The sequence below is a fragment of the Pseudomonas soli genome (assembly GCF_900110655.1).
Classification (GTDB): domain Bacteria; phylum Pseudomonadota; class Gammaproteobacteria; order Pseudomonadales; family Pseudomonadaceae; genus Aquipseudomonas; species Aquipseudomonas soli.
The window spans coordinates 40,544-67,531 of the sequence record NZ_FOEQ01000015.1; the positions used below are offsets into that span (position 1 = coordinate 40,544).

Here is a 26,988-nt window from a genome sequence, read left to right on the forward strand (position 1 = left end):
ACATCCGAGGGCGTCGAACGCCCCCGGATGTATCGAGGTGCCCGTGAAACAACCGTCTGAGGGGAAATCCCGATGAATTACAACTGGGACTGGGGCGTGTTCTTCAAGTCCACCGGCGTGGGCAGCGAAACCTATCTGGACTGGTACGTCACCGGCCTGGGCTGGACCATCGCCATCGCCATCTCCGCCTGGATCATCGCCTTGCTGCTGGGCTCGCTGCTCGGCGTGATGCGTACCGTACCCAATCGTCTGGTGTCAGGGATCGCCACCGCCTACGTCGAGCTGTTCCGCAATGTGCCGCTGCTGGTGCAGCTGTTCATCTGGTACTTCCTGGTGCCGGACCTGCTGCCCGAAGGCCTGCAGGAGTGGTTCAAGCAGGACCTCAACCCGACCACCTCGGCGCTGATCAGCGTAGTCATCTGCCTGGGCCTGTTCACCGCCGCCCGTGTCTGCGAGCAGGTGCGCACCGGCATCCAGGCGCTGCCCCGCGGCCAGGAGTCGGCCGGGCGCGCGATGGGCTTCAGCCTGCCGCAGATCTACATGAACGTGCTGCTGCCCCAGGCCTACCGGATCATCATTCCGCCGCTCACTTCGGAATTCCTGAACGTGTTCAAGAACTCCTCGGTGGCCTCGCTGATCGGCCTGATGGAGCTGCTGGCGCAGACCAAGCAGACCGCCGAGTTTTCCGCCAACCTGTTCGAGGCGTTCACCCTCGCCACGCTGATCTACTTCACCCTGAACATGGGCCTGATGCTGCTCATGCGCATGGTCGAGAAGAAAGTCGCCGTGCCTGGCCTGATTTCCGTGGGGGGCAAGTAAATGGAAATGGATTTCAGCGAAATCATCCCCGCGCTGCCCGCCCTGTGGGACGGCATGCTGCTGACCCTGCAACTGATGGTCATGGGTGTGGTTGGCGGTATCGCCCTGGGCACCGTCCTGGCCCTGATGCGGCTGTCGTCGAGCAAGCTGCTGGCCAACGTCGCCGGCGCCTACGTCAACTACTTCCGCTCCATCCCCCTGCTGCTGGTGATCACCTGGTTCTACCTGGCGGTGCCCTTCGTGCTGCGCTGGATTACCGGTGAAGACACCCCCGTGGGCGCGTTCACCTCCTGCGTAGTGGCGTTCATGATGTTCGAGGCGGCGTACTTCTGCGAAATCGTGCGTGCCGGCGTGCAGTCGATCTCCAAGGGCCAGATGGGCGCCGCGCAAGCGCTGGGCATGAGCTACGGCCAGTGCATGCGCCTGATCATCCTGCCCCAGGCGTTTCGCAAGATGACTCCGCTGCTGCTGCAACAGAGCATCATCCTGTTCCAGGACACCTCGCTCGTCTACACCGTCGGCCTGATCGACTTCCTCAACTCGGCCCGCGCCAACGGCGACATCATCGGGCGCTCCCACGAGTTCCTGATCTTCGCCGGTGTCGTCTACTTCCTCATCAGCTTCTCCGCTTCGTGGCTGGTCAAGCGCCTGCAAAAAAGGATCGCCGTATGATTTCCATCAAGAACGTCAACAAGTGGTACGGGGACTTCCAGGTACTGACCGACTGCAGCACCGAGGTCAAGAAAGGTGAAGTGGTGGTGGTCTGCGGCCCCTCCGGCTCGGGCAAGTCGACGCTGATCAAGTGCGTCAACGCCCTGGAGCCGTTCCAGAAAGGCGACATCGTGGTCGATGGCACCTCCATCGCCGACCCGAAGACCAACTTGCCGAAATTGCGTTCGCGGGTGGGCATGGTGTTCCAGCACTTCGAGCTGTTCCCGCACCTGTCGATCACCGAGAACCTGACCATCGCCCAGCGCAAGGTGCTCGGCCGTAGCGAGGCCGAAGCCACCAAGAAGGGCCTGGCCCTGCTCGACCGCGTCGGCCTTGGCGCCCACGCCAAGAAGCACCCCGGCCAGCTGTCGGGCGGCCAGCAGCAGCGCGTGGCGATCGCCCGCGCCCTGTCGATGGACCCGATCGTCATGCTGTTCGACGAACCGACCTCGGCGCTGGACCCGGAGATGGTCAACGAAGTACTGGACGTGATGGTCGAACTGGCCCACGAAGGCATGACCATGATGTGCGTGACCCACGAGATGGGCTTCGCCCGCAAGGTCGCCAACCGGGTGATCTTCATGGACAAGGGCAACATCATCGAGGACTGCCAGAAGGAAGACTTCTTCGGCAACCCCGAAGGCCGCCACGAGCGTACCCAGCACTTCCTCAGCAAGATCCTGCAACACTAAGTCGGCCACAGTGACGCTGCCCGGCCACTTGCCGGGCAGCGGAAGCTGGTCGTGACAAGGCCACTGTGATGAAATGCGACCCTTCGCTCCTTCGCCCTGCCCAGCCCACCGTGAAATCCCGCCTGATTCGCCAATTGCTCGTCCCCCCGCTGGTCATCCTATTGATGGTCGGTCTAGGGATGGCTGGCTTCCTGATCAGCGAAAGCAACGGCATCCGCACGCTCAGCGAAAACGGCGAGCGCCAGTTGGAGCTGCATGCGCGCACCGTCGAAAGCGAAATCAGCAAGTACACCTACCTGCCCAGCCTGCTCGAGCTGGAAGACAGCGTCTCGCGCCTGCTCACCGACCCTGACGCCGGCGACCGCCAGGTCGTCAACGAATACCTCGAGGGCCTGAACCGGCGCAGCCGCAGCCGGGCGATCTTCGTCCTCGATACCAATGGCCGGGTCCAGGCCACCAGCAACTGGCGCGACGCCGACTCCTTCCTCGGCGAGGACCTGGCATTCCGCGCCTATTTCCAGGTCGCCGTGCGCGGCGAACCCGGGCGTTTCTACGGTATCGGCAGCACCACCGGCGAGGCTGGCTACTATCTGGCCCACGGCCTGGAGGAGCACGGCAAGATCATCGGCGTGGCCGTGATCAAGGTGCGCCTCGATACCCTGGAGGAGCGCTGGCAGCGCGCCCGCCTGGAAGCCTTCGTCAGCGACGAGAACGGCATCATCATCCTTTCCAGCGACCCGTCCCGACGTCTGAAGTCGGTGCGGCCGCTGAACCCGCAGATCAAGGAACGCCTGGCGCGCAGCCTGCAGTACTACTGGTGGCCGCTCAACGAGCTGCAACCGCTGGCCCGGGAAACCCTGTCCGACGGCGTGGAAAAACTGACCTTTCCGGCCAACAGCGAGACCGAGCACGGCAAGCAGCACAATGTCTCCTACCTGGCACAGACCCGACGCCTGGCCGACACGCCCTGGCACTTCACCCTGCTTACCCCCTTGCAGGACCTGCGCCGCGAGTCGATGGTGCAGGGCATCCTGGTCGGGGTGGCCTTTGCCCTGCTGGCGATCCTGGCCATCGCCTGGAACGAGCGACGCAAGGTGATCGCCACCCGCCTGGCGGCCCGCGAGGCCCTGGAAGAGGCGAACAGCCAGCTGGAACGCAAGATCACCGAGCGCACCGCCGACCTGCGCGCTAGCAACGAACGCCTCAAAGGGCAAATCCGCGAACGCCGCCACGCCGAACAGACCTTGCGCCACGCCCAGGACGAACTGGTCCAGGCCGGCAAGCTGGCGGCCATCGGGCAGATGTCCACCAGCATCGCCCACGAACTCAATCAACCGCTGGCGGCGTTGCGCACCCTGTCGGGCAATACCGTGCGCTTCCTCGAGCGCGGCGCGCTGGAAACCGCCAGCGCCAACCTGCGCACCATGAACGACCTGATCGATCGCATGGGCCGCATCACCGCCAGCCTGCGCTCGTTCGCCCGACGTGGCGACGACAGCGGCCAGGCGTCTTTGGAAAAGGCCGTGGAAGCCACGTTGCAAGTGCTGGCCAACCGTATCAGCGCCTGCCACCTGCATTTGCACCGCCAGTTCGACGATGCGTTGCTGGCCATCGACCAAACTCGCCTGGAACAGATCCTGGTCAACCTGATTGGCAACGCCCTCGATGCCATGGCCACACAGCCCTTGCCACAACTGTGGCTGGAAGGCGAGAGGCAGGGCGACAAATACCGCCTGCGGGTGCTAGACAATGGCCATGGCATAGACGCCGAGGCGCGCAAGCACCTGTTCGAACCCTTCTTCACCACCAAACCGGGCGAGCATGGCCTGGGCCTGGGCCTGACCTTGTCGGCGAGCCTGGCCACTGCCGCCAAGGGTACACTGAGCGTCGAACATCCCGCCGGTGGCGGCACCGCATTCGTCCTTGCCCTGCCCCTGGCCACGCCCCCTAGCGAATTGGCTGAGCCTCTATGAAACAAGCACCTCTCACCGTCCTGATCGTCGAAGACGACCCGCACGTGCTGCTCGGCTGCCAGCAGGCGCTGGCCCTGGAAGACATCGCCTGCGAAGGCGTCGGCAGCGCCGAGCAGGCCCTCGAGCGAATCGGCGACGACTTCGCCGGCATCGTCGTCAGCGATATCCGCCTGCCGGGCATCGATGGCCTGGAGCTGCTCAACCGTCTCAAGGCACGCGACCGCAGCTTGCCGGTGGTACTGATCACCGGACACGGCGACATCGACATGGCGGTCGGTGCCATGCGCAACGGCGCCTACGACTTCATGGAAAAACCATTCTCGCCAGAGCGACTGGTCGATGTGGTGCGCCGCGCCCTGGAACAACGCGGCCTGTCGCGCGAGGTGTTCGCCCTGCGTCGCCAACTGGCCGAGCAGAGCAGCCTGGAAGGTCGCATCATCGGCCGCTCACCGGCCATGGAACAACTGCGCGAGCTGATCGCCAACGTCGCCGACACTTCGGCCAACGTCCTGATCGAAGGCGAGACAGGTACCGGCAAGGAGCTGGTTGCCCGCTGCCTGCACGACTTCAGCCGACGCCAGGGCCAGCCATTCGTGGCGCTGAACTGCGGCGGTCTCCCGGAGAACCTGTTCGAAAGCGAGATCTTCGGCCACGAAGCCAATGCCTTCACCGGTGCCGGCAAGCGCCGCATCGGCAAGATCGAGCACGCCAACGGCGGCACGCTGTTCCTCGACGAAGTCGAGAGCATGCCGATCAACCTGCAAATCAAGCTGCTGCGGGTACTGCAAGAGCGCACTCTGGAACGCCTGGGCTCGAACCAGAGCATCCCGGTGGACTGCCGGGTGATCGCCGCGACCAAATCCGACCTCGCCGTACTGGGCCAGAGTGGCCAGTTCCGCAGCGACCTGTACTACCGCCTCAACGTCGTCACCCTCGAGCTGCCACCACTGCGCGAGCGACGCGAAGACATCCTGCAACTGTTCGAACACTTCCTACAACAGTCAGCCTTGCGCTTTGACCGCGAGCCCCCCACCCTCGACAGCCAGACCCTGTCGCAGTTGCTGGCCCACGACTGGCAAGGCAACGTGCGCGAGCTGCGCAACGTCGCCGAACGCCATGCCCTGGGCCTGCCCGCGTTCAAGAAGGGGAGCAGCGGCGGGGCCAGCCAAGGGCTAGGTTTCGCCGAAGCGGTAGAGGCATTCGAACGCAACCTGCTCAGCGATGCCCTGCAGCGCAGCGGTGGCAATCTCAGCCAAGCCAGCCAGGAACTGGGGATGGCCAAGACCACGCTGTTCGACAAAGTGAAGAAGTACGGCCTCGGCTGATCGGCTACCTTACCTTGGAAGTTTAACGTGGACTTGGCATTCAAAGCGGCCCTGGGCGCGGGCGTGGTGCTCCTCCTGGCCATCCTGTCGAAAACCCGCAACTACTACATTGCCGGCCTGGTGCCGCTGTTTCCTACCTTTGCCCTGATAGCCCACTACATTGTTGGCAAGGGACGGTCGCTGGAGGATCTGAAAACCACCATCCTGTTCGGAATGTGGTCGATCATCCCCTACTTCGTGTACCTGGCCACGCTGTACGTACTGGTTGAGCGCATGCGCCTGGAGGCCTCGCTGGCCCTGGCCACGGTAGCCTGGCTGGTCGCTGCGACCCTGCTGGTGAGCCTATGGGTGAGAGTGCATTGAACGAACTGCGGGCTAAACCTGCGCCCAGCCGTGGTGGAAGTGGGCTTGCTCCAGTCGTTATCGTGCACCACCGCGCTAAAGCCCGGCGATATGCGTGACATCCTGCCGATGCGCCTGTAGGTAGGGGAGCACAACCCCCAGCAGGGGCGCCTTGAACGGCTCCTGGAACCGATGCGCCAGCCCCGGAATCAGCCGCAACTGGCTGCCCTGGATGTGTGCCGCCAGGTGTACCCCATGCATCACTGGCAACAGCGGATCGGCCGTTCCGTGCACCACCAATGTTGGTAGCCGCAGTTGGTTGAGCAACTCCACCCTGCTGGGTTCGGCGAGAATCGCCATGATCTGGCGTTTGGCCCCCTGCGGATTGAATGCCCGGTCATAGGCCACGGCAGCCTGCTCGATGAGGGCAGCGCGGTCATCGTGCACCTGGGGACTACCTAACGCCGCGAGCAACTCGGCTTGCTGCGCGATAGCCACCTCACGATTCGGTGCACTGCGTCGCGCCAGCAATTGCAACAGGGCCGGGGCAGGGGCCGGCAGGCCAACCGCGCCCGAACTGGACATCACCAGCGTCAAGCTACGCACCCGCTCCGGCGCCATGGCGGCGAGATGCTGCGCGATCATGCCGCCCATGCTCACGCCCAGCACATGAAACTGGCGGACCTCGAGTGCATCCATGAGACGTAAGCCATCATTGGCCATGTCCGTCAGGCTGTAAGGTGCCGAAACAGGCAGCCCCAGCTTGTAGCGCAGCAGTTCGATTGTCAGGTTCGCCGAAGCCGGCATTTGGTTCCAGCGTGACAGGCCGACGTCGCGGTTGTCGTAGCGAATCACTCGAAAGCCTTGACGGCACAGGGCTTCGACCACGTCATCCGGCCAGTGGATCAGTTGCCCGCCCAGGCCCATCACCAACAGCAGAACGGGGTCTCGGGGCGCACCGACGCTCTGGTACACCAGGCTCAGCTCGCCCAGCTCCGCCCGTTGCACAGGTGCATGAACATCACAGCGGCCTTCGGCGAAGCTCGCCGGTACGCTGACCAGTAGCAAGAAGAAAAGTAACCACATGAAAGCAACACCAGAATGCAGATCCCCAGTAGCGCGAGATTGTGATGAATCTCCTCCCGGCGCGCTGCCACAAAACCGTGACATTTTGATGAATCCTGCCCAATAGCCGGACACGACAATTAACTACGACCCAGCAGACGTGTCCCTTTCCTTCAATGACGTTGCCCGCTCCGGTAACTCTCAAGAAGGATCCTTCGATGTACGAGCTGACCCCCTCCCTCCCCTTTTCCCTCGCGTCCCTACCGATGCATGCCGTGCCGCCGGACTCTCCGGTTGTCCATCAAGCACGTCAAACATGCGAAGACCAGCAACGAATCTTCAATGCGCTGCTGGGCCAGGCGCCCGGTGTTCGACAGGTCATTGGTGAATGGCTGAACAAAACCCTCGGCATCATTCCCGGGCAAGCCGGCCTGGTCCTGGGATCGGCGCAGCAGCCCGCACGTATCGGTCTCGTTGAGTTGACTGCCTGGGCCCAACACCACAAACCCACTTCCATGATTGACCTTCGCGCCTCTATCACGGGGGTACCTGACGCGCTACAGCAGTCGCCCAGCGAGTTGCTGGAACGTCTGGCCGCCCTGAATCTCTCCGCTCTCGTTCGTGAATCCTGGATCAACTATTGGGGGGAACGCGCTCAAGGAACACCGAGGAGTCGAAAGGAACAGGCGCGCATACAGTACCAACGGCACTTCGAAGCCGCCGTCGAGATCGCCTTCGCCAGTGATCCCTCGGCGACAGTGCTGCGCCCAGTGCTAAGTGTCATGGACCACCCCGAGTGGCTACGGATCGACGATCGCCAGTTGTTTATCGAAACTCCCACCTGCGAGCCTGGCGCGCTGATCTTCAGTATCGAAGGTGAAGCCGGGCTGAGCCTGTACTCCCCCGGCAGCAACGAAACCCTGAGTTATCACACCTCACGTCCAGCGCTGGAGGCCAGACTGGGTGAGTCTTCAGGACAAATTCACTACAACGCACTGGACTCGATCGACGAAGGGTTCAACAGCCTGTTCGTGAGCCTGGAAGCCCGGCTGCTGGCAACACTCGAACATGATCCTGGTGACGAGCTTGGCGACGCCAGCGCAGCATTGGCGCAAGCAGATCGACTGCATGATCATTGGCGCTGCTCAACGGTTTTCGCCATGCCGCTAGCCCTTGAACCTGCCGATCAAGACGATCTCCCTGGCCCCTCACTGTTCGAGCTGGCCCCTTTTGGCCTGGAGGTGCCCTGCTCAACACGCGCGCAAATGATCGCTCGACAAATGGAAAAGTTGACAAGGCTTTCCCATCAGGACCTTGAGGCGTGCCAACGACAACATGATCTCCTGCTCGCTGCGCGCAAGGCCGCTCAGACCCAGATCGAAGCCATCCTGGCATCGGCGAAATGGCACTCGGACGCCCGCCCGTTCAACGCTCCGCCCGCTCTGTCGACAGCTCACGGCCAAGCCCTGCTTGCCCATGCTCGAATGAAAGCGTTGCTGGGCGAACTGACGCCTGACGTGCTCGCGTTGGTCGAAGCACTAGCCAGCCCCCATGACAACAGCCCCCTGACGGCTTCACTCGTGCTTCGCTCAGCGCCCGAAGATCCCTCGAGCAGTGCTCGCGAACAGCTACTGCACGAGGTCATCGTCATCACCAGGCGTACGCCCCGGGACACGCCCGATACCCGTCACCCCTTCGCCATCTACTGGATCGGAGGGCCAGGGGGACTTTTGCAATGCGATGACCAAGCTGCCCTCGCTCGCTACCTGAGCCAGTTTGACCCCAAGCTGTCACTGCGCTTGGAACCCATCGTCGGCGACAGCCTTGCCCATGCGCTCGATGCACAACTGGCGCACGCACGCCGGGCGTGGCAGGCACTGCAGAATGAGAAGGGAGTCGATGCCGCGGCACCTGGACTGGTGCAGGCCAAACAGAGTTTAGGCCAACACCTGCAGGTGTCCTGCAAGGGTGCCCGGGAGGCGGCGCTCTCTGTCCTGCGCGCAGAGCAACAGCTAGCGAGCAAACTGGGCAGTTCGCCGACCGCCTTCGCCAAGATGAATGATGAGGCCCGCAACGCTTTCAAAGCCCTCGCCAAAGACTATCTCAACGCCATGCGCGACAGCCAGGCACTGATAGAGCGCGATCTGCCGGAGCGCAATGCGTTCTGCCAGCGTTTGGTGTCGCAAACCCTGATAGCGGATTTCGATGATTTCAGCGGTGGCCAGATTGTTCTGCAACTGCCGTTATCGACGAGCTGGCGCAATCATCCCGTCGGGGGTGGCGGCACTCCAGGCACGCCAACCCGGCCTGTATTGACGGCAAGCCAGGAAACCGAGGAGATCACCCTTGAGAGCCTGCTGTTGAACAACCTCGACAGCACCATGCTGGAACGGCTGAGATTCGCCAAGCCCAAGCGTGCCGACGGGCAGCCTCTCGGACAGCCCATGGAAGAAGGCCTCGATCACGCCTATCTGCAGAGTCTGGCACGCCGCCTGGACCTCGCCGGGCGCTACGAAACGGCAATACATGCGGCATTCAGCGATCCCGACGAGTCCGACTATGCCCATGCCTATCGCAGGGAGTGCTTGATTGCGCCGCACCGTTTGTTGTTGAAGTTGCAAAACCTGCTCTACCACCAGCGAGGGGACTTGGACAACATCGGCCACGCGATCCTGTCGGTGGCAATCGATGCCGACAGCCGAACCGCCTTCCAGGCCGACGGTCATGACATTCAATTGTTGCCCGCCTCGCTGGCCGTTGGTGGCGAGGATACCGATGAGCAACCTACGACACTTTCGGGGATCACCTTTATCGAAGACCGTATCAGAAAGGTCACCGTGCTCTATCTTCCCGATCATCCGACCCACGGGCTGCGCCAGTACGCCACGCTCGAGCAGGCGCGACAGGCGCTACTCGATGAGCGCGACGACTACCTCGTCAGCCGCGCACTCAGCGGTAACCCAGACGCCCATCGCTCAAGGCTACGCGAAGCGCGGGTTCGTCATTTCGAACACATGATTGTCGCAGGTGCCGCCTGGCCCGCCACCACCTCGCTGGCAGCCCACCTGCTTGATGGCCACCGAGGGCGCCTGGTGATGGAACACCGCGCGACAGCTCGCTCCAATCTGGACCTGTATTTCGAGCATTTGGCCCAACAGAGCGCCGGCGTGCTCATAGGGTTCAAGATCGCATTGGGAGCAATACCATTCCTGGGGCTGCCGATCAGCATCTATGACACATTCGTCAGTGCAACTGAGGTGGTGAAGGCTTTTTCCACGGGTTCGTCGTGTGACATCCTGCAAGCTCTCAACGACTTCATCGTCTCGTTGATTGATGTAGCAATGGATGCACTCGGAGGCGGTACTGGCATCAGCAGCACGTCTCTGCGTCGAGCGACAGGGATACGTCGCATCCATGGGCAGGGCGAACTGATCACCCGCCGGTATCAGGATTCATCCCCCCAGCGCAGCCTGGACCGCTTCACTGGGCTCGAATATGAGCAGCCTCTATCGCTCGCGGGGCTGAAAACGGCCACACATGGCAAATACAAAGGCATCTATCGGCATACCGAAGGACACTTCATCCTCGTTGGCAAGCAAACCTACAAAGTGAGCTGGGACGCGACCGCCCGCACCTGGCAACTAGATGGCAACACCCGCCACCGATGGAAACGCGCAATCGCTCAAGACCAGAACGGTCAGTGGGACACTCATTTCGCCCTCTATGGCGTGCACCGCCAGGGGGCAGGCGGCGGCGGCGGACAAGCCCTTGGCCGCGTAGCCGATACGCTGGAGCCACTCTGGCCAGCAGCGATACGCGAACGCTTGCCACGCTGGTGGCGAGACCACGCCTATCGCCAGCACAACCGCTTGCGCGACAGCATTACCCGCGACATGCAGCTACTGCAGCCCCGTGCCAACGAGCTCAATCAACACATGAAGCGCGCTTTGGAACAACAGGGAAAACTCGACGCGTCACTGAAAGCTTCGCTCGAAAAGACCCTCGCCGACGCCGAGCGCATTCACCGTGACTGCCAGGCATTCCAGCAGGTTGCCGCCGGACGAATTCGCAAACGAGCTCAAGATCAGGCGAAGGATCTGGCCATACTCATTTGCAATGGTCGTCAACGCCTTAGCGACGAAGCCCATACTCAACTCAGTCACGTGATGGATGAGATAGAGAGTCTCAAACAACGTCTTCAGCAAAAATCCATCGAGCTTTCACCAGGCCTCGATGACAGACAGCTCCAGGTCGCCTTCGAACAGCTGTCCGAGCTGAGGATCCGCATGAACCAAGCCCGACAACATGCGCTGGCGGCGGTGGATGACATCCGCGAGCAAGTCGCCCAGCTACGCACCTGGCGCGATCAGGTGCATCAAGCTGGTGAACATCGGGACTTGTTGACAATCGTCGACAGCACCTTGAGCGCTTTCAGCGAGCCGGTCCTGAACTACATGACTGTCAGCCAACTGACAGCGCTGCTGGTCAAACCTAGCCACGCGATGAGCGGCGCCGGCATCCGCCTGCAGTTCTTGATGAAGGAACCGCGAACAACATTGGATCGTGCCCTGTATGCCCTGCATCAACTCGGCGCAACACAAGCCTCGGCCACGCAACGTATAACCATCATGACGGCGTCGATACAGCATTCCGAACGCTTTCGTCATCAGTTGAAATACTGGCTCGGCAGCTACACAACGTACATCGACCACGCTGCCGCGCAGCGCCTGGAGTCGTCACTGACGGCCTATGAAGCACATTTCAGGAGGCTGCTGCTCAATAAAACCAAGCCCGCCCCGCTGGCTAGCAAAAAGGGCACCAGCCAGCCGCGCGTATTCGAGACCATCGACAACCGCCTGCTGGTCGGTGAACCCGACCAGCATAGCCTCAACGTCTACCGCATCACCGGGGTCAACGGGCGGACCGAAATCTATCATCAGGACCGCTCGGGAAAATTCACCCTGACCAACCCTGACACCGCTCCCAGCCCGGGGGGTAGCGTATCCCTGAAAGAGCTGAGTAACGAGGCCAGACGGCAATTGGGCGAACTGCAAGCGTATCGAGCCAAGGTACAGCAGTACGCGCATCAAGGCATGGACGGCGCGAGTCTCGATGATCTCATGCAGTTCAAGGCCACCGATCTGGAAAGCCTCGCACTGCGAATTGCCGAACAGGCGCATGACGACGACCTGGTACGGCAGTTGCGCGACATGGCACTGGAGGCAAGGCGGTATGGCAAGACACTTCGCGTCGACTTCATCATCGGTACGGGCCAACCCAATAGTGCACACCTTGATTATTTGCACGAAGCAGGCCTGGTGCGCATCGAGAAGGAGGGCGGGCTGGTGGAGCGGCGACGGACCAGCGATGGCCGCAGGGACTTCCTGCAGGAATTTGTGGTACTCGATACCCGTGGCGCCTCGCCACGCCCACTATGGTATGCCCACTTCCATTTCAACAAGGCCAATCCCACCTTCGACGAGTACGTCAAGGCGCACTTGAAGACCGTCCCTCAAAGGCGCCTGGGGCGGGAATGGCAAGACAGCCACGTCGAGCAGATCTGGCGTGGTGAACTGACGCGAGCCATTGCCCGCAAGCACTTCGCGACATTGTTCTGATCGGCCGCGAGGGGCTCGGCCAAGCCCCTCGCGCCATGCATCGACAGACACCATCAACATGAGAGAAACTCAACATTCCTGATCAGCCTGCGCCAGAATATCGTTGGAGTTTCACCGTGCTGGAAATACGCCACTTGAAAACCCTTCACGCCTTGCGTGAAGCCGACAGTCTGGTGGAAGCCGCTGAGCGGTTGCACCTTACGCAGTCGGCGCTGTCGCACCAGTTCAAGGAACTGGAAGAACGCCTCGGCTTGCCACTGTTCACGCGCAAGACCAAGCCGATCCGCTTCACCAGCGCCGGCCTGCGCCTGCTGCAACTGGCCGACGCCACCCTGCCCCTGCTACGTGGAGCCGAGCGTGATATCGCCCGCCTTGCCGGCGGCACCGCTGGGCGCCTGCACATGGCCATCGAATGCCACAGCTGCTTCCAGTGGCTGATGCCAACCATCGACCAGTTCCGCGATGCCTGGCCGGAGGTGGAACTGGACCTGGCATCGGGTTTTGCTTTCGCGCCACTGCCGGCCCTGGCCCGCGGCGATCTCGACCTGGTGGTGACCTCCGACCCGGTGGACCTGGCCGGCATCACGTACGTGCCGTTGTTCACCTACGAGGCCATGCTCGCCGTTGCCAACCAGCACCCGTTGGCCGGCAAGCCCTATATCGTGCCCGAGGACCTGCTCGACCAGACCCTGATCACCTACCCGGTGGAACGCGACCGCCTGGACATCTTCACCCGCTTCCTGGAGCCGGCCGACATCGAGCCGGCCGCGGTGCGCACCTCGGAGCTGACGGTGATGATGATGCAACTGGTGGCCAGCGGCCGTGGCGTGTGCGGCATGCCGCACTGGGCCCTGCACGAGTACAGCTCGCGCGGCTATGTGAAGGGCAAGCGACTGGGCGACAAAGGGTTGTTCGCCACCCTTTACGCGGCAGTGCGCACCGACATGCTCGACGCCCCGTACATGCGCGACTTCCTGCTGACCGCCAAGGACACCTCGTTCGCCACGCTCGACGGAGTCAGCGCGGTGCGTTGAAGCCTTCGCGCCACAGCGGCAGGATCAGGTCGCGAGTCAGCGGCGCCAGGTTCAGCGTGTTCGCTTGATCGACGGCCAGCCAGATCACCTCTTCGATTTCCGCCGCCGGGACCACCGCCTCGCGGCACTCGACACGGAACATTTCGGCCTGGACTTCAAAGCCCGGCTCGTTGGCGGCCGGGGCACTGAAGCGGCCCAGGTGGACGGCCTGGGCGGGATCGACGCGCAGCCCCAGTTCCTCGTGCAGCTCACGCACCAGCGCCTGCGCCGGAGACTCGCCCGGGTCGATCTTGCCACCCGGCTGCATGAAGGTCAGGGTATCGCGCTTGCGTACCAGCAGGGTTCGCCCCTGGGAGTCAATGAGCAGGGCGGCGGCGATTCGGATGGTATTGGGCATGGTGGACACTCGGTTTACTCCAGTTGCGCAGAATACCTGACAAGGCTCAATCGCGGGGCAAGCCCGCTCCCATGAGTACCTGGCAGGGCTGTCGTGGGAGTGGGCTTGCCCCGCGATTGAGCCAGAACAGGCAGACGAACGGCCCCTTGCCATTGCCCTGCTTACCCGCCATAACCAACCCATGAACCTGCCCGCCCCCCTGCACCCGGTGCTCGACCTGTTCCACCCCGCCGTCGCCACCTGGTTCCGCCAAAGCTTTGCCACGGTCACCGAAGCCCAGGCCGGCGCCTGGCCGCTGATCCATGCCGGCCAGTCGATGCTGCTGGCCGCGCCGACCGGCTCGGGCAAGACCCTCAGCGCCTTCCTCGCGGTGCTCGACGAGTTGTTCCGCCAAGGGCTGGAACAGGACGGCGAGCTACCTGCGCAAACCCAGGTGGTCTATGTGTCGCCGCTCAAGGCGCTGTCCAATGACATTCGCCTCAACCTCGATGCGCCGCTCGAGGGCATCGGCCACCAGCTCGCCCAACTGGGTCTCAAGGCCCCGCGCATCACCACCGCCGTGCGCACCGGCGACACGCCCCAGAAGGAGCGCGCCGCCATGCGCAAGCTGGCGCCGCACATCCTGGTGACCACGCCAGAATCATTGTATGTACTGATGGGCTCGGCCTCCGGTCGCCAGGGGCTGGCCAGTGTGCACACGGTGATCGTCGACGAGATCCATGCCCTGGCCGGCAACAAGCGTGGCTGCCACCTGGCGCTGACCCTGGAACGCCTGCAGGCCTTCGCTGGCCGACCTTTGAGGCGTATCGGCCTGTCCGCGACCCAACGGCCGGTGGAGCGCGTGGCGCAGTTTCTGGTTGGCCACGGACAGCCCTGTGCCATCGTCGATATCGGCCATGTCCGCCAACGCGACCTGGCTCTGGAAGTACCGCCTGTGCCACTGGGCGCGGTCATGGCCACCGATGTCTGGAGCCTGGTCTACGAGCGGCTCGTGGTGCTCGCCCGCGAGCATCGCACCACGCTGGTATTCGTCAACACCCGACGCCTGGCCGAGCGCCTGACGCGTCACCTGGGCGAGCGCCTGGGCAACGACGCGGTCGCCGCCCATCACGGCAGTCTGGCAAAGGAACATCGCCTGGTCGCCGAGCAGCGGCTCAAGGCTGGCGAACTGCAGGTGCTGGTGGCCACCGCGTCGCTGGAGCTGGGCATCGATATCGGCGATGTCGACCTGGTCTGCCAGATCGCCTCGCCCGGCTCGATTGCCGCGTTCCTACAGCGGGTCGGACGCTCCGGCCACCAGGTCAATGGCACCCCCAAGGGCCGCCTGTTCCCCACCTCGCGGGATGACCTGATCGAATGCGTGGCGTTGCTCGACTGCGTGCGCCAGGGCGAGCTGGATACCTTGCACATCCCTCACGCGCCGCTTGACGTGCTGGCCCAGCAAATCGTCGCCGAGGTCAGCAACCTGCCGTGGTCCGAACGCGCCCTGTTCGACCTGCTGCGCCAGGCGACGCCTTATGCCGAGCTGGACGAGCGCCATTACCAGGCCTTGCTGCGCATGCTCGCCGAGGGCTACAACGGCCGCCAGGGGGTGCGCGGCGCCTACCTGCACCGCGATGCGGTGAACGGCACCCTGCGCGGGCGTCGCGGCAGCCAACTCACCGCGCTCACCAGCGGTGGCACCATCCCCGAGACGGCCGACTACGCCGTGCTGCTCGAACCCCAGGCGCTGAACATCGGCAGCGTCAACGAGGATTTCGCCGTCGAGAGCATTGCCGGTGACATCTTCCAGCTGGGCAACGCGTCGTACCGCATCCTGCGCGTCGAGCCCGGGCGGGTGCGGGTCGAGGACGCGCACGGCCTGCCACCGACCATTCCGTTCTGGCTCGGCGAGGCGCCTGGGCGCAGTGACGAGCTGTCTGCTGCGGTAGCCCGGCTGCAGCAGCGTCTCGACCAGCAATTGCAGGACGGCGACGCTCAACAGGTGCAGGCCTGGCTCCAGGCGACTTATGAACTGGACGAAGCCTGCGCCAGCCAGCTGCTGGATTACCTCGGCCGTACCTGGCAGGTACTCGGCGCCCTGCCCTCGCAGCAGACGCTGGTGATGGAGCGCTTTTTCGACGAGTCCGGCGGCACCCAGCTGATCATCCACTCGCCCTTTGGCAGCCGTATCAACCGCGCCTGGGGCCTGGCCCTGCGCAAGCGCTTCTGCCGCACCTTCAACTTCGAACTGCAGGCGGCGGCCAGCGAGGACGCCATCGTGCTGTCACTGTCCACCAGCCACAGTTTCGACCTGGACGAGGTGTGGCGCTACCTGAACAGCGGCAGTGCCGAAGCGATCCTGATCCAGGCTTTGCTCGACGCCCCGCTGTTCGGCGTGCGCTGGCGCTGGAATGCCGCGGTGGCCATGGCCCTGCCGCGTTACGTGGGCGGGCGCAAGGTGGCGCCGCAGATCCAGCGCATGAAAAGCGAGGACCTGGTGGCGTCGGTATTTCCCGACCAGCTCGCCTGCCTGGAGAACATCGTCGGCGAGCGGCAAATCCCCGATCATCCATTGGTCGAGCAGACCCTCGACGACTGTCTGCACGAGGCCATGGACAGCGAAGGCTGGCTGGCGCTGCTGCGGCGCATGGAGCACGGTGAAGTAGGCTTGCTCAGTCGCGATTTGCCGGCCCCCTCGCCGCTGGCCTCGGCGATCCTCAATGCCCGCCCCTACACCTTCCTCGACGACGCGCCGCTGGAAGAGCGGCGCACCCAGGCCGTGCTCAACCGACGCTGGAGCGACGTGCATAGCGCCGACGACCTGGGCGCGCTCGACGCCGACGCCATTGCCGCGGTGCAGGCCGAAGCCTGGCCCCAGGCTCGCAACCCCGATGAAATGCATGAGACGCTGATGAGCCTGGGGGCTGTGGCCGAGCACGAAGTAGATGCCAATGGCGCCTGGCGCGACCTGTTGCAGCAATTGGCCAAGGCGGGCCGGGCCTGTCGCCTGGATACGGGCGAACACCGTCTGTGGCTGGCCCGTGAGCGCCAGCAGGCGCTGTTGACGCTATACCCGGATGCTCGCCTGGAACCGGACATGCCGCTATTGCCGGGCTATGACGCCCCCGTCGATAGCGATACCGCCCTCACGGAACTGCTGCGCTGCCGCCTAGATGGCTTTGGCCCGATGACGCTGGAGCAGATCGCGACACCTCTGGCGCTGAAGGCCGGCGACTGCGAACAGGCCCTGGCCCGCCTGGAGGGCCAGGGCCATGTGATGCGTGGTCATTTCAGCCCCGGCCAGCCGCGCCTGCAGTGGTGCGAACGGCACCTGCTGGCGCGTATTCATCGCTACACGGTCAAACGCCTGCGCCAGGAGATCGAACCGGTCAGCCTGCAGGACTACCTGCGCTTCCTGTTCGACTGGCAGCACATGAGCGGCGAAACCCGGCTGCGTGGGCCGCAGGCGGTATCCGAGGTGCTCGCCCAGCTGCAAGGTTTTCCCGCCGCCGCCGGGGCCTGGGAGAGCGACCTGCTGCCAGCGCGAATCAAGGACTACAGCCCCCATTGGCTCGATGAGGCCTGCCGCAGCGGCCAGTGGGCCTGGAGTCGGCTGGCGGCGACGCTGGCGGCCAGCACCCTGGCCAGCACGCCCCTGGTGCTGCTGCCCCGCGAGCAACTGGGGCTGTGGCGCAGCCTCACCCCCGCGCCCGACCTCGAACAACTGGGTGCCCGCGCGCATCGGGTCCTGCAGACCTTGCAGGAGCAAGGCGCGCTGTTCTTCGACGAACTGGCCCATGAAGCCCACCTGCTGCCCAGCGAACTGGAATCGGCGCTGCAGGAACTGGTGGGCTCAGGCCTGGCGAGCGCCGACGGTTTCAGCGGCCTGCGCAGCCTCATCAGCCCAGCGGCCAGGCGCAGGCCGCGCACCAGCCGGCGCGGGCACCCAGCACTGTCGAGCAGTATGGTCCATGCCGGGCGCTGGGCCTTGCTGCGCCGCTCGGCCGCCACGGTCGACAGCGACCAGCGCCTGGAACACGTGGCCCGCAGCCTGCTGCGCCGCTATGGCGTGGTGTGCTGGCGCTTGCTGGAGCGCGAGAGCGATGTGCTGCCCCCGTGGCGCGCACTGCTGCGCTGCTATCAGCGTCTCGAGGCGCGAGGCGAGATCCGCGGGGGGCGCTTCATTGCCGGGCTGGCGGGCGAGCAGTTCGCCCTGCCCGAAGCGGTAGGGTTGCTGCGCCAGGTGCGCAACCGCGCGCCAGGCGGGGAACTGGTGTTAGTCAGCGGCTGCGACCCCCTGAACCTGGTTGGCACACTGCTGCCGGGAACGAAAGTGCCGGCAGTGGCGGGCAATCGGCTGCTGTACCGCGACGGGGTGCCAGTCGCCAGTCGCGTGGCAGGGAAGTACCTGTTTGCGGTCGAGGCAGCGGCCAGCGAACAGGAGCACTGGCGCCAGCTTCTGTTGCGCGGTACAGCAACCTAGAGAGCGGCGGTGTACCGCCGCTACCGCAGGTTCAGCCCTTGGCCTGGAACCCGGCGAAGCGCTTGTTGAACCCGGCCACCCGCCCTTCCACCGTGGTCTTGCGCTGCTGCCCGGTGTACACCGGATGCGAGGCGCTGGAGACATCCAGCGCGACGTAGGGGTAGGTCTGGCCATCGCTGTGCACCTGGGTGCGATCGGTATCCACCGTGGAACCGATCAGGAAGTACACATCGGCAGCCGTATCGTGGAACAGCACCGGGCGATAGTCGGGGTGAATGCCAGCTTTCATGACGCAATCTCCTGGAAAGCAATAGTGATACTTTATAACGTATCACAATGCGAATGATTTTCGATACACGAGTTTTCATTTTTCTGCCGCCCGGTGCGCTGGCAAAACGCCGCCCAACCGGGCTATGGTCGGCCTTTGCCCAGGCCCCTGAGCCTGACCGAGCCATCCGCAAGGACCCCGTATGAGCCTGTCACTTCTCAGCCGTTACGCCTTCTTCGCCGCCTGCGTGCTGTTCACCCTCGCCAGCCTGCCGTTCCTCGCCCACGACTGGCTGTGGCCGTTCGCCCTGACCACCGGCGTCCTGAGCCTGATCGGCGTGTTCGACCTGCTGCAGCAGCGCCACGCGGTGCGCCGTAACTATCCGATCCTCGGCAATATCCGCTACCTGGTCGAGGGCATCCGCCCGGAGATCCGCCAGTACCTGCTGGAGTCCGACAGCGATGCGCTGCCCTTCTCCCGCGCCCAGCGCTCGCTGGTGTATGCCCGTGCCAAGAACGAGGCCTCGGACAAACCCTTCGGCACCCTGATCGATGTGTACGAGTCGGGCTTCGAATTCATCGGCCATTCCATGCGCCCCGCGCCGCTGGCCGACCCGGCCGCCTTTCGTGTCGTGGTCGGCGGCCCGCAATGTACCCAGCCGTACTCCGCGTCGATCTTCAACATCTCGGCCATGAGCTTCGGCTCGCTCAGCGCCAACGCCATCCGCGCCCTCAACCAGGGCGCCAAGCTGGGCAACTTCCACCACGACACCGGCGAAGGCAGCATCAGCCCCTACCACCGCGAGCACGGCGGCGACCTGGTGTGGGAGCTGGGCAGTGGCTACTTCGGCTGCCGCACCGCGGATGGCCGCTTCGACCCCGAGCGCTTCGCCGCCCAGGCGCAGAGCCCGCAGGTACGGATGATCGAGATCAAGATGAGCCAGGGCGCCAAGCCCGGCCACGGCGGCATCCTGCCCAAGCACAAGGTGACCAGGGAGATCGCCGAGACCCGCGGCATCCTGATGGGCGAGGACTGCATCTCGCCGTCGCGTCACAGCGCCTTCTCCACGCCGATCGAAATGATGCAGTTCATCGCCCAGTTGCGTGAGCTGTCCGGCGGCAAGCCAGTGGGCTTCAAGTTCTGCCTCGGCCACCCGTGGGAGTTCATGGGCATTGCCAAGGCCATGCTGGAAACCGGCATCCTCCCGGACTTCATCGTCGTCGACGGCAAGGAAGGCGGCACCGGCGCCGCCCCGGTGGAGTTCACCGACCATATCGGCGTGCCGCTGCGCGAAGGCCTGCTGTTCGTGCATAACACCCTTGTCGGCCTGAACCTGCGCGACAAGATCAAGCTCGGCGCCAGCGGCAAGATCGTCAGCGCCTTCGACATCGCCAGCGTGCTGGCCATCGGCGCCGACTGGGCCAACTCGGCACGCGGCTTCATGTTCGCCATCGGCTGCATCCAGTCGCAGAGTTGCCACACCAACAAGTGCCCGACCGGCGTGGCCACCCAGGACGCCCTGCGCCAGCGCGCACTGGTGGTGCCAGACAAGGCCCAGCGGGTGTACAACTTCCATCAAAACACCCTGCGCGCCCTGGCCGAAATGCTCGCCGCCGCAGGGCTGGAGCACCCAGCGCAACTGGAGGCCAAGCACCTGGTGCGGCGTATCTCGGCTACCGAGATCAAGCTGTTCTCGCAGATGCATGTGTTCCTCAAGCCGGGGGAGTTACTCACTGGCGAGGTGAACGGGCAGTTCTATTCGCGGATGTGGCAGCTGGCGCGGGCGGACAGCTTCGAGCCGCACAGCGAGGTAGCGGCCTGATCAGACTTCATCGCAGGTCAAGCCCGCTCCCAGGCCAGGCCACGATGGTCGCCACACGAAAACAAAGCCCCGGCACTGGCCGGGGCTTTGTTCATCAGGAGGCGGTACTCACCGTACCCTGCGCCTCTTTGGGCGCCAGGCGGAAGGTGTAGTACAGCGCCGTCAACAGCACCAGGAATGCCGGGCCGATGTACAGGGCCACGCGGGTGTCCGGGAAGTACGCCATCAGGCCCACCACCAGCACCAGGAACGCCAGCGCCAGGTACGAGCTCAGCGGCCACAGCCACATGCGGTACTTCAGCGCGTTGCGCTCGGCGGTGGTGAGCCCGGCGCGGAACTTCAGTTGCGCAAGCAGGATCATCACCCAGGTCCAGATCGCGCCGAAGGTGGCGATCGAGGTTACCCAGACGAACACTTTCTCCGGCACCAGGTAGTTGGCCAGCACGCCCAGCAGCAGCGCGCCGATCGACAGCAGCAAGGCGTTGCGCGGCACGCCGCTCTTCGAGGTGCGGGCGAAGGTGGCCGGGGCCTGGCCGTTCTGCGCCAGGCTGTAGAGCATGCGCCCGGTGCTGAAGATGCCGCCGTTGCACGACGACAGCGCGGCGGTGATCACCACGAAGTTGATGATGCCGGCGGCAGTCTTGATGCCGAGGCGCTCAAAGGTCATCACGAACGGGCTGCCCTGGCTGCCGATCTCATTCCACGGGTAGATCGACAGGATCACGAACAGCGCGCCCACGTAGAACAGCAGGATGCGCCAGAACACCGAGCCGATGGCCTGGGGGATGGTCTTCTGCGGGTTGCGCGCTTCGCCGGCGGTCAGGCCGATCATCTCCACGCCCAGGTAGGCGAACATCACCATCTGCAGCGACATCAGCACGCCGGTCACGCCGTTGGGCATGAAACCGCCGTTGCTCCACAGGTTGGAGACGCCCATGGCCACACCGTCGTTGCCGAAACCGAAGGCGATGATGCCGATGCCGCCCAGCACCATGGCGATGATGGTGACGATCTTGATCAGGGCGAACCAGAACTCGAACTCACCGAATGCCTTGACCGCGATCAGGTTGATCGCGCCCATGCTGCCCAGGGCCATCAACGCCCAGATCCAGCGCGGCACGTCGGGGAACCAGATGCCCATGTAGATGGCCACCGCGGTGATTTCGGCGACGCAGGTCACCAGCCACAGGAACCAGTAGTTCCAGCCGGTCAGGAAGCCCGCCAGCGGACCGAGATAGTCTTGGGCGTAGCGGCTGAACGACCCGGCGACCGGATTGTGCACGGCCATTTCGCCGAGGGCGCGCATGATCACCAGGATGGCCAGGCCACCGATGATGTAGGAAAGCATGATGGCAGGGCCGGCCATTTCGATGGCCTTGGCAGAACCGAGGAACAGACCGACGCCGATACAGGCGCCGAGGGCCATCAGACGGATGTGCCGTTCGCCCAGCTCGCGCTTGAGCGGGCCGCCCTGGGCGGACTCGCCCTGGGCAGGGTGGTTGCCGACTGGCATAGCAATACAACCTCATTTTGTTATTGGATTTGACCTTCGTGCAGCACCGGCCGCGCCGATAGGCGGGGCGTCGTCTCGCCAGGCCGCCTTGTGGGCGGGCCTGTCCACCGGGCACACAGCACCGACGGGTCGAAGGGGGCGAGCAGTATAGGAAGCAGCTTGTAGGGCTTTTCACTATATACAGCAGGAAATTTGGCGAGAATTCTCGGCCAAATCCCCTTCACCGGAGGGGCATCCTGGCCTCGCTCCGCCCATGCACAGGAATGGGGCAGCTACCTTAGCAACATTGCCGAAGAATGGAAGTCGCACCAAAGGCGCATGTTCATACGTGATTCCCCGAAGCTACTTACAAATTTTTCACCAAACTCGGCCACCGTCTAAGCTTCAGGCAAGCAACGCGAAAACACCTGGCCGGACTCAAGACTATGGGCGCACTGTGGCAATCGGAACCAACCAGAACGGAAGCACCCAAAGAAACTCAGGCTGAAGCCCCCTTGTCCAAGACTCCACGTCAGCGCCGCCTGTGGTGGCGCCTGATCCTGCTTATCCTGCTGGTGGCACTGGTGGCGGTAGGTTTGGCCGCCTACGACGAATTCCAGACCTCGCGCCTGCAGTCCCGTGAATTCAGCCGCCTGGCCGGCACCCTGACCTATGCCCTGGAGCCCGGCCCGAGCGATGCCATCGTCTACCCGGGCGACGGCCCGTTCGACAAACGCCTGGGCTACAGCGCCCTGGGCGAGTTCCTGCCACGACTGCTCAAGCGCGACTACCTGATCAACCAGCAAGTGCGCTTCTCCCCGGCGCTGATGAACTACGTCGAACACGGCCTGTTCGTGCCCTACGTGGAGAAGATCCAGGCTGGCCTGTCGATCACCGACTGCCGCGGCGACATGCTCTACCAGTACAACTACCCGCAGCACCTGTATCCGAATTTCGCCGCGATCCCGCCGGTGATGGTCAACAGCCTGCTGTTCATCGAGAACCGCGACCTGCTCGACCCGAAGGACCCGCAGAACAACCCGGCGGTGGATTGGCCCCGCTTCGCCAAGGCGGCCTACAGCCAGATTGCCAAATACCTGGCCCTGCCCGGCCAATCTGCCGGTGGCAGCACCCTGGCCACCCAGCTTGAGAAGTATCGCCACTCGCCGGACGGGCTGACCGTCTCCGGCGCCGAGAAGATCCGCCAGATGATCTCCGCCAGCGTACGCGCCTACCAGGGCGGCCCCGACACCACCGAGGCCCGCGAACGCATCGTGCGCGACTACCTCAACAGCGTGCCGCTGTCGGCCGTCCCTGGCCACGGTGAGGTGCACGGCATGGCGGAAGGCTTGCGGGTGTGGTACGGCGCCGACTTCGATCAGGTCAACCAGGCCCTCACCTCCATCGCCACCGACGACAAGAGCATGGCCGAGCGCGGACTGGCCCTGCGCCAGGTGCTGTCGCTGATGATCGCCCAGCGCCGCCCCTCGCATTACCTGTCCAAGGGCCGCATCGAACTGGCGGAACTGACCGATTCGCATATACGGGTACTCGCCGCCAACGCAGTCATCGACCGTCCACTGGCCGACGCTGCCCTTGCCAGCAAGGCGGTGTACCGCGACTGGGTGGCCCAGCCGACCATCGTGCCGATCATCACCAACAAAGGCATCAGCCTGGCCCGTAACCGCCTGGCAGCCATGCTCAACCGGCCGCTGTACGACCTCGACCGCCTCGACCTGTCAGCCACAAGCACCCTGCAGGCCGACCTGCAAGTGCAGGTCAGCCAGTATCTGAAGAACCTCGCCGACCCGGCGTTCGCCGCACAGCTCGGCCTGATCGGCGAACGCCTGCTGACCAGCAAGACCACCGACCAGGTCAGCTACAGCTTCACCCTGTTCGAACGCACCGCCGACGGCTCGCGGGTACGGGTGCAGACCGACAGCACCAACCAGCCCTTCGACATCAACGAAGGCAGCAAGCTTGAACTGGGCTCCACCGCCAAGCTGCGGGTGCTTACCACCTACCTGGAAATCGTTGCCGAGCTGCACGACAAATACGCCGGCAAACCCGCCGCCGAACTGAAGAAAGTCCCGGTGGCCGAGCTCGACCGCATCAGCCAGTGGTCACTCGAATGGCTGATGCAGAACGGCAAGAACCAGAGCCTGGACGCCATGCTCGATGCAGCCCTCGAGCGCAAGTACTCGGCCAACACCGGCGAAGCCTTCTTCACCGGCGGCGGCATGCACGTGTTCAACAACTTCCGCAAGGAAGACAACAACCGCAACCCGACCCTCAAGGATGCCCTGCGCGAGTCGATCAACCTGCCGTTCATCCGCCTGATGCGCGACATCGTGCGCTACGTCACCTACCAGCAGCCGTTCAATCGCGAGCCGCTGCTCAGGGACGACAGCGACCCGCGCCGCCAGGAATACCTGGCGCGTTTCGCCGACCGCGAAGGCTCCAACTACACCATGCGCTTCTGGAAGAAATACCAGCGCAAGACCTCGCAGCAGCGCCTGGACACCTTCCTCGACAGCATGCGCGTGACCCCGCAGCGCCTGGCCGCGGTGCACCGCTACCTGTTCCCCGAAGCCGGCCAGGAAACCTTCAACGCCTTCGTCCGCGCCCACAGCAAGGACGACAAGAAGGCCATGGCCAAGCTCACCGATGGCCGTCTGGTGGAGATGTACGAGGCCTATGGCCCGGGCAAGTACGACCTGCCCGACCAGGGCTACATCGCCAAGGTCCACCCCTTGGACCTGTGGCTGCTCGGCTACCTGCTGAAAAACCCTGGCGCATCGCTCAAGGACGCCCTCAACGCCAGCCGCTTCGAACGCCAGGAGGTCTATAGCTGGCTGTTCAAGAGCCGCCACCAGGGCGCCCGCGACAGCCGCATCCGCACCATGGTCGAAATCGAGGCGTTCACCGACATCCACCAGCGCTGGAAGCGCGTGGGTTATCCGTTCGACCACCTGGTACCGTCGCTGGCGACCGCCATCGGCAGCTCCGGCGACCGGCCGGCCGCCCTCTCCGAACTGGTCGGGATCATCCAGAACGATGGCGTGCGCCTGCCGACCCTGCGCATCGACACCTTGCACTTCGCCCAGAACACCCCGTACGAGACGCAACTGATCAGCGATCCGGACCGCGGTCAGCGGATATTGCCCGTCGAGGTCGCCCGGGCGCTCAAGGGCGCCATGTCGCAGGTGGTCGATGCCGGTACCGCGCGGCGCATCTCCGGCAGCTTCAAGTTGCACGACGGCACGCCGCTGGTGATGGGCGGCAAGACCGGCACCGGCGACAACCGTATCGAAAGCTTCGGCGCCGGCGGCCGGCTGATCGGCTCGCGCTCGCTGAACCGCACCGCCACCTTCGTGTTCTTCCTCGGCGACAACCACTTCGGCACCCTCACCGCGTTCGTTCCGGGGCGCACGGCCGAGGCCTTCACCTTTACCTCGGCACTGCCGGTGCAGGTGCTCAAGGGCATGGCGCCGATCCTCATGCCCTACCTGGAACCAGGCAACCCAACCGCCTGCAAGGCGCCGCAGGTGGCGGGCCAGTCGTGAATCATCAAGAAAACAGATGATAATCATCTGCATTTGAAGGCTTGTCTTTAGATATATCTTGAGTAATATCTTGCGATATATCTAAACAGACGGAGCCCTCTCCATGCGTGACCACGATCCCTTCGAACGCCGCCCCGGCCGCGGCGAACGTGGCCCACGGGTATTCGCCCCGGGCGACCTGAAACTGCTGATGCTGTCGATGCTGGCCGAGCAACCGGGCCACGGCTACGACCTGATCCGCCAGATCGAGAGCCTATTCGACGGCAGCTACAGCCCCAGCCCCGGGGTGATCTACCCGACCCTCAGCTACCTCGAGGAAGCCGAGCTGGTCACTGGCGCCATCCAGGGCAGCAAGCGCCTTTACGCCATCACCGATGCCGGTCGCAGCGCCCTGGCGGAACAGGCCGTTGCCCTCGATGGCGTGCGCATGCGCATCGAGGTGAGCAAGCGTGCCTTGCGCGGTCATGACCGCCCCGCGGAAATCCACGAAGCCGTCGGCAACCTGCGCCATGCCTTGCACATGCACAGCGGCCGCTGGAGCGCCGAAGAGATCGAGCGGGTGCGCAACCTGCTCAACGAAACCGCCAAGGCCATCGCCTCCGGGCCGGCCATCCCTGTTACGGAGAACACCCCATGAGCAACACCATCCACCGCGTCAACCACGAGATCCGCCAACGCCGCCTCAACGTGCTGCGGGTCACCGACCTGACCCCGCGCATGCGCCGCATCACCCTGGGTGGCGCGGAGCTGGTGGGCTTCGCCAGCGTCGGCAGCGACGACCACATCAAGCTGCTGTTCGCCTGCACGCCCGAAGAACAGCAGGCCATCGACGCCCGCAACCTCGGCCGCGACGGCGGCGCCCGACCAACCATGCGCGAGTACACGCCACGGCGTATCGACCTGGAGAACCTTGAACTGGATATCGACTTCGTCCTGCATGGCGACGGCCCCGCCTCCACCTGGGCCGCCCAGGCGGCGCCCGGCCAGACCCTGGACATCGCCGGCCCACGCGCCTCGATGGTGGTGCCGGACATCTTCGACAGCTACCTGCTGATCGGTGACGAAACCGCAATCCCGGCCATCGCCCGGCGCCTTGAAGAATTGCCGGCGGGGCGCCAGGTACTCGCGGTGATCCAGATCGAGGACGAGCAAGAGCGCCAGGCACTGGCCAGCAAGGCGCAAGTGGAGGTGATCTGGGTGCGCCGGCATGCAGAAGACCTGCTGGAGCGGGTCAAGCACCTGGCGCTGCCTCAAGGCCGGCTGTATGGCTGGGTGGCGCTGGAGAAGGCACTGACCCGGCAGGCCAAGGCGCTGCTGCTGGAAAAGGGCGTGCAGGAAGACGCCCTCAAGGCTGCCGCCTACTGGCGGGCCGACGGCACTGCCGACGACGAATGACGCC

General features: G+C 64.1%; 17 protein-coding genes. 13 read left to right on the top strand and 4 right to left on the bottom strand.

The features are described from left to right. Positions 1–72 precede the first annotated feature (72 nt). The 6 genes from BMY03_RS23575 to BMY03_RS23600 all read left to right on the top strand — a co-directional run bounded on the left by BMY03_RS23575 (position 73) and on the right by BMY03_RS23600 (position 5,883). Positions 73–819: an amino acid ABC transporter permease gene (locus BMY03_RS23575; RefSeq protein WP_023629014.1), complete on the top strand. Its 747-nt coding sequence runs from the start codon at positions 73–75 to the stop codon at positions 817–819. After that, positions 820–1,491 (top strand): amino acid ABC transporter permease, encoded by a 672-nt coding sequence (locus tag BMY03_RS23580; protein ID WP_023629013.1) that lies wholly within the window; start codon positions 820–822, stop codon positions 1,489–1,491. Beyond that, positions 1,488–2,222 (top strand): amino acid ABC transporter ATP-binding protein, encoded by a 735-nt coding sequence (locus tag BMY03_RS23585; RefSeq protein WP_038706667.1) that lies wholly within the window; start codon positions 1,488–1,490, stop codon positions 2,220–2,222. Before BMY03_RS23580 ends, BMY03_RS23585 begins: the two co-directional genes overlap by 4 nt. A gap of 68 nt (positions 2,223–2,290) precedes the next feature. Beyond that, positions 2,291–4,195: a two-component sensor histidine kinase AauS gene (aauS, locus tag BMY03_RS23590; RefSeq protein ID WP_094012400.1), complete on the top strand. Its 1,905-nt coding sequence runs from the start codon at positions 2,291–2,293 to the stop codon at positions 4,193–4,195. Beyond that, the gene (gene aauR, locus BMY03_RS23595; RefSeq protein WP_023629617.1) at positions 4,192–5,520 is read left to right on the top strand and encodes a two-component response regulator AauR; all 1,329 of its coding nucleotides are present in this window, start codon (positions 4,192–4,194) and stop codon (positions 5,518–5,520) included. The genes aauS and aauR overlap by 4 nt, the downstream gene beginning before the upstream one ends. A gap of 27 nt (positions 5,521–5,547) precedes the next feature. Then, a complete protein-coding gene (locus tag BMY03_RS23600) occupies positions 5,548–5,883 on the top strand; it encodes a GlpM family protein (RefSeq protein WP_023629616.1) in 336 nt (111 codons plus the stop codon). A gap of 75 nt (positions 5,884–5,958) precedes the next feature. On the opposite strand, the gene BMY03_RS23605 is transcribed toward BMY03_RS23600, so the two are convergent. After that, positions 5,959–6,948, bottom strand: coding sequence for an alpha/beta fold hydrolase (locus tag BMY03_RS23605; protein ID WP_023629615.1), 990 nt, complete (start codon positions 6,946–6,948; stop codon positions 5,959–5,961). A 197-nt stretch (positions 6,949–7,145) separates the two neighbouring features. On the opposite strand from BMY03_RS23605, the gene BMY03_RS23610 reads away from it, so the two are divergent. Both BMY03_RS23610 and metR read left to right on the top strand, forming a co-directional pair. After that, entirely contained in the window at positions 7,146–12,545 is a 5,400-nt protein-coding gene (locus tag BMY03_RS23610) for a coiled-coil domain-containing protein (protein ID WP_094012401.1), read from the top strand. Positions 12,546–12,661: 116 nt separating this feature from the next. Beyond that, complete coding sequence (metR, locus tag BMY03_RS23615; RefSeq protein ID WP_094012402.1) at positions 12,662–13,579, top strand: transcriptional regulator MetR; 918 nt, start codon at positions 12,662–12,664, stop codon at positions 13,577–13,579. Here the strand turns inward: metR and BMY03_RS23620 are convergent. Beyond that, positions 13,563–13,976 (bottom strand): NUDIX hydrolase, encoded by a 414-nt coding sequence (locus BMY03_RS23620; protein WP_094012426.1) that lies wholly within the window; start codon positions 13,974–13,976, stop codon positions 13,563–13,565. The two genes, metR and BMY03_RS23620, sit on opposite strands and share 17 nt — an antisense overlap. A 181-nt stretch (positions 13,977–14,157) precedes the next feature. Between BMY03_RS23620 and BMY03_RS23625 the strand changes: the two genes are divergently transcribed. Further along, positions 14,158–18,441, top strand: a complete 4,284-nt coding sequence (locus tag BMY03_RS23625) for a DEAD/DEAH box helicase (protein WP_094012403.1) — start codon at positions 14,158–14,160, stop codon at positions 18,439–18,441. Between the two features lie 31 nt (positions 18,442–18,472). Here BMY03_RS23625 and BMY03_RS23630 read toward each other — a convergent pair whose 3' ends face one another. Then, positions 18,473–18,730, bottom strand: a complete 258-nt coding sequence (locus BMY03_RS23630; protein ID WP_046854432.1) for a type B 50S ribosomal protein L31 — start codon at positions 18,728–18,730, stop codon at positions 18,473–18,475. A 181-nt stretch (positions 18,731–18,911) separates the two neighbouring features. Between BMY03_RS23630 and BMY03_RS23635 the strand changes: the two genes are divergently transcribed. Beyond that, positions 18,912–20,531: an FMN-binding glutamate synthase family protein gene (locus BMY03_RS23635; RefSeq protein ID WP_094012404.1), complete on the top strand. Its 1,620-nt coding sequence runs from the start codon at positions 18,912–18,914 to the stop codon at positions 20,529–20,531. Between the two features lie 94 nt (positions 20,532–20,625). Here BMY03_RS23635 and BMY03_RS23640 read toward each other — a convergent pair whose 3' ends face one another. Next, entirely contained in the window at positions 20,626–22,044 is a 1,419-nt protein-coding gene (locus BMY03_RS23640; RefSeq protein WP_046854430.1) for an amino acid permease, read from the bottom strand. A 425-nt stretch (positions 22,045–22,469) separates the two neighbouring features. Between BMY03_RS23640 and BMY03_RS23645 the strand changes: the two genes are divergently transcribed. The 3 genes from BMY03_RS23645 (at position 22,470) to BMY03_RS23655 (ending at position 26,984) form a co-directional block, all read left to right on the top strand. Then, complete coding sequence (locus BMY03_RS23645) at positions 22,470–25,589, top strand: biosynthetic peptidoglycan transglycosylase (RefSeq protein WP_094012405.1); 3,120 nt, start codon at positions 22,470–22,472, stop codon at positions 25,587–25,589. 103 nt (positions 25,590–25,692) lie between these two features. After that, complete coding sequence (locus BMY03_RS23650) at positions 25,693–26,226, top strand: PadR family transcriptional regulator (protein WP_038706671.1); 534 nt, start codon at positions 25,693–25,695, stop codon at positions 26,224–26,226. Further along, positions 26,223–26,984 (top strand): siderophore-interacting protein, encoded by a 762-nt coding sequence (locus BMY03_RS23655; protein WP_094012406.1) that lies wholly within the window; start codon positions 26,223–26,225, stop codon positions 26,982–26,984. The genes BMY03_RS23650 and BMY03_RS23655 overlap by 4 nt, the downstream gene beginning before the upstream one ends. Positions 26,985–26,988: the final 4 nt, after the last annotated feature.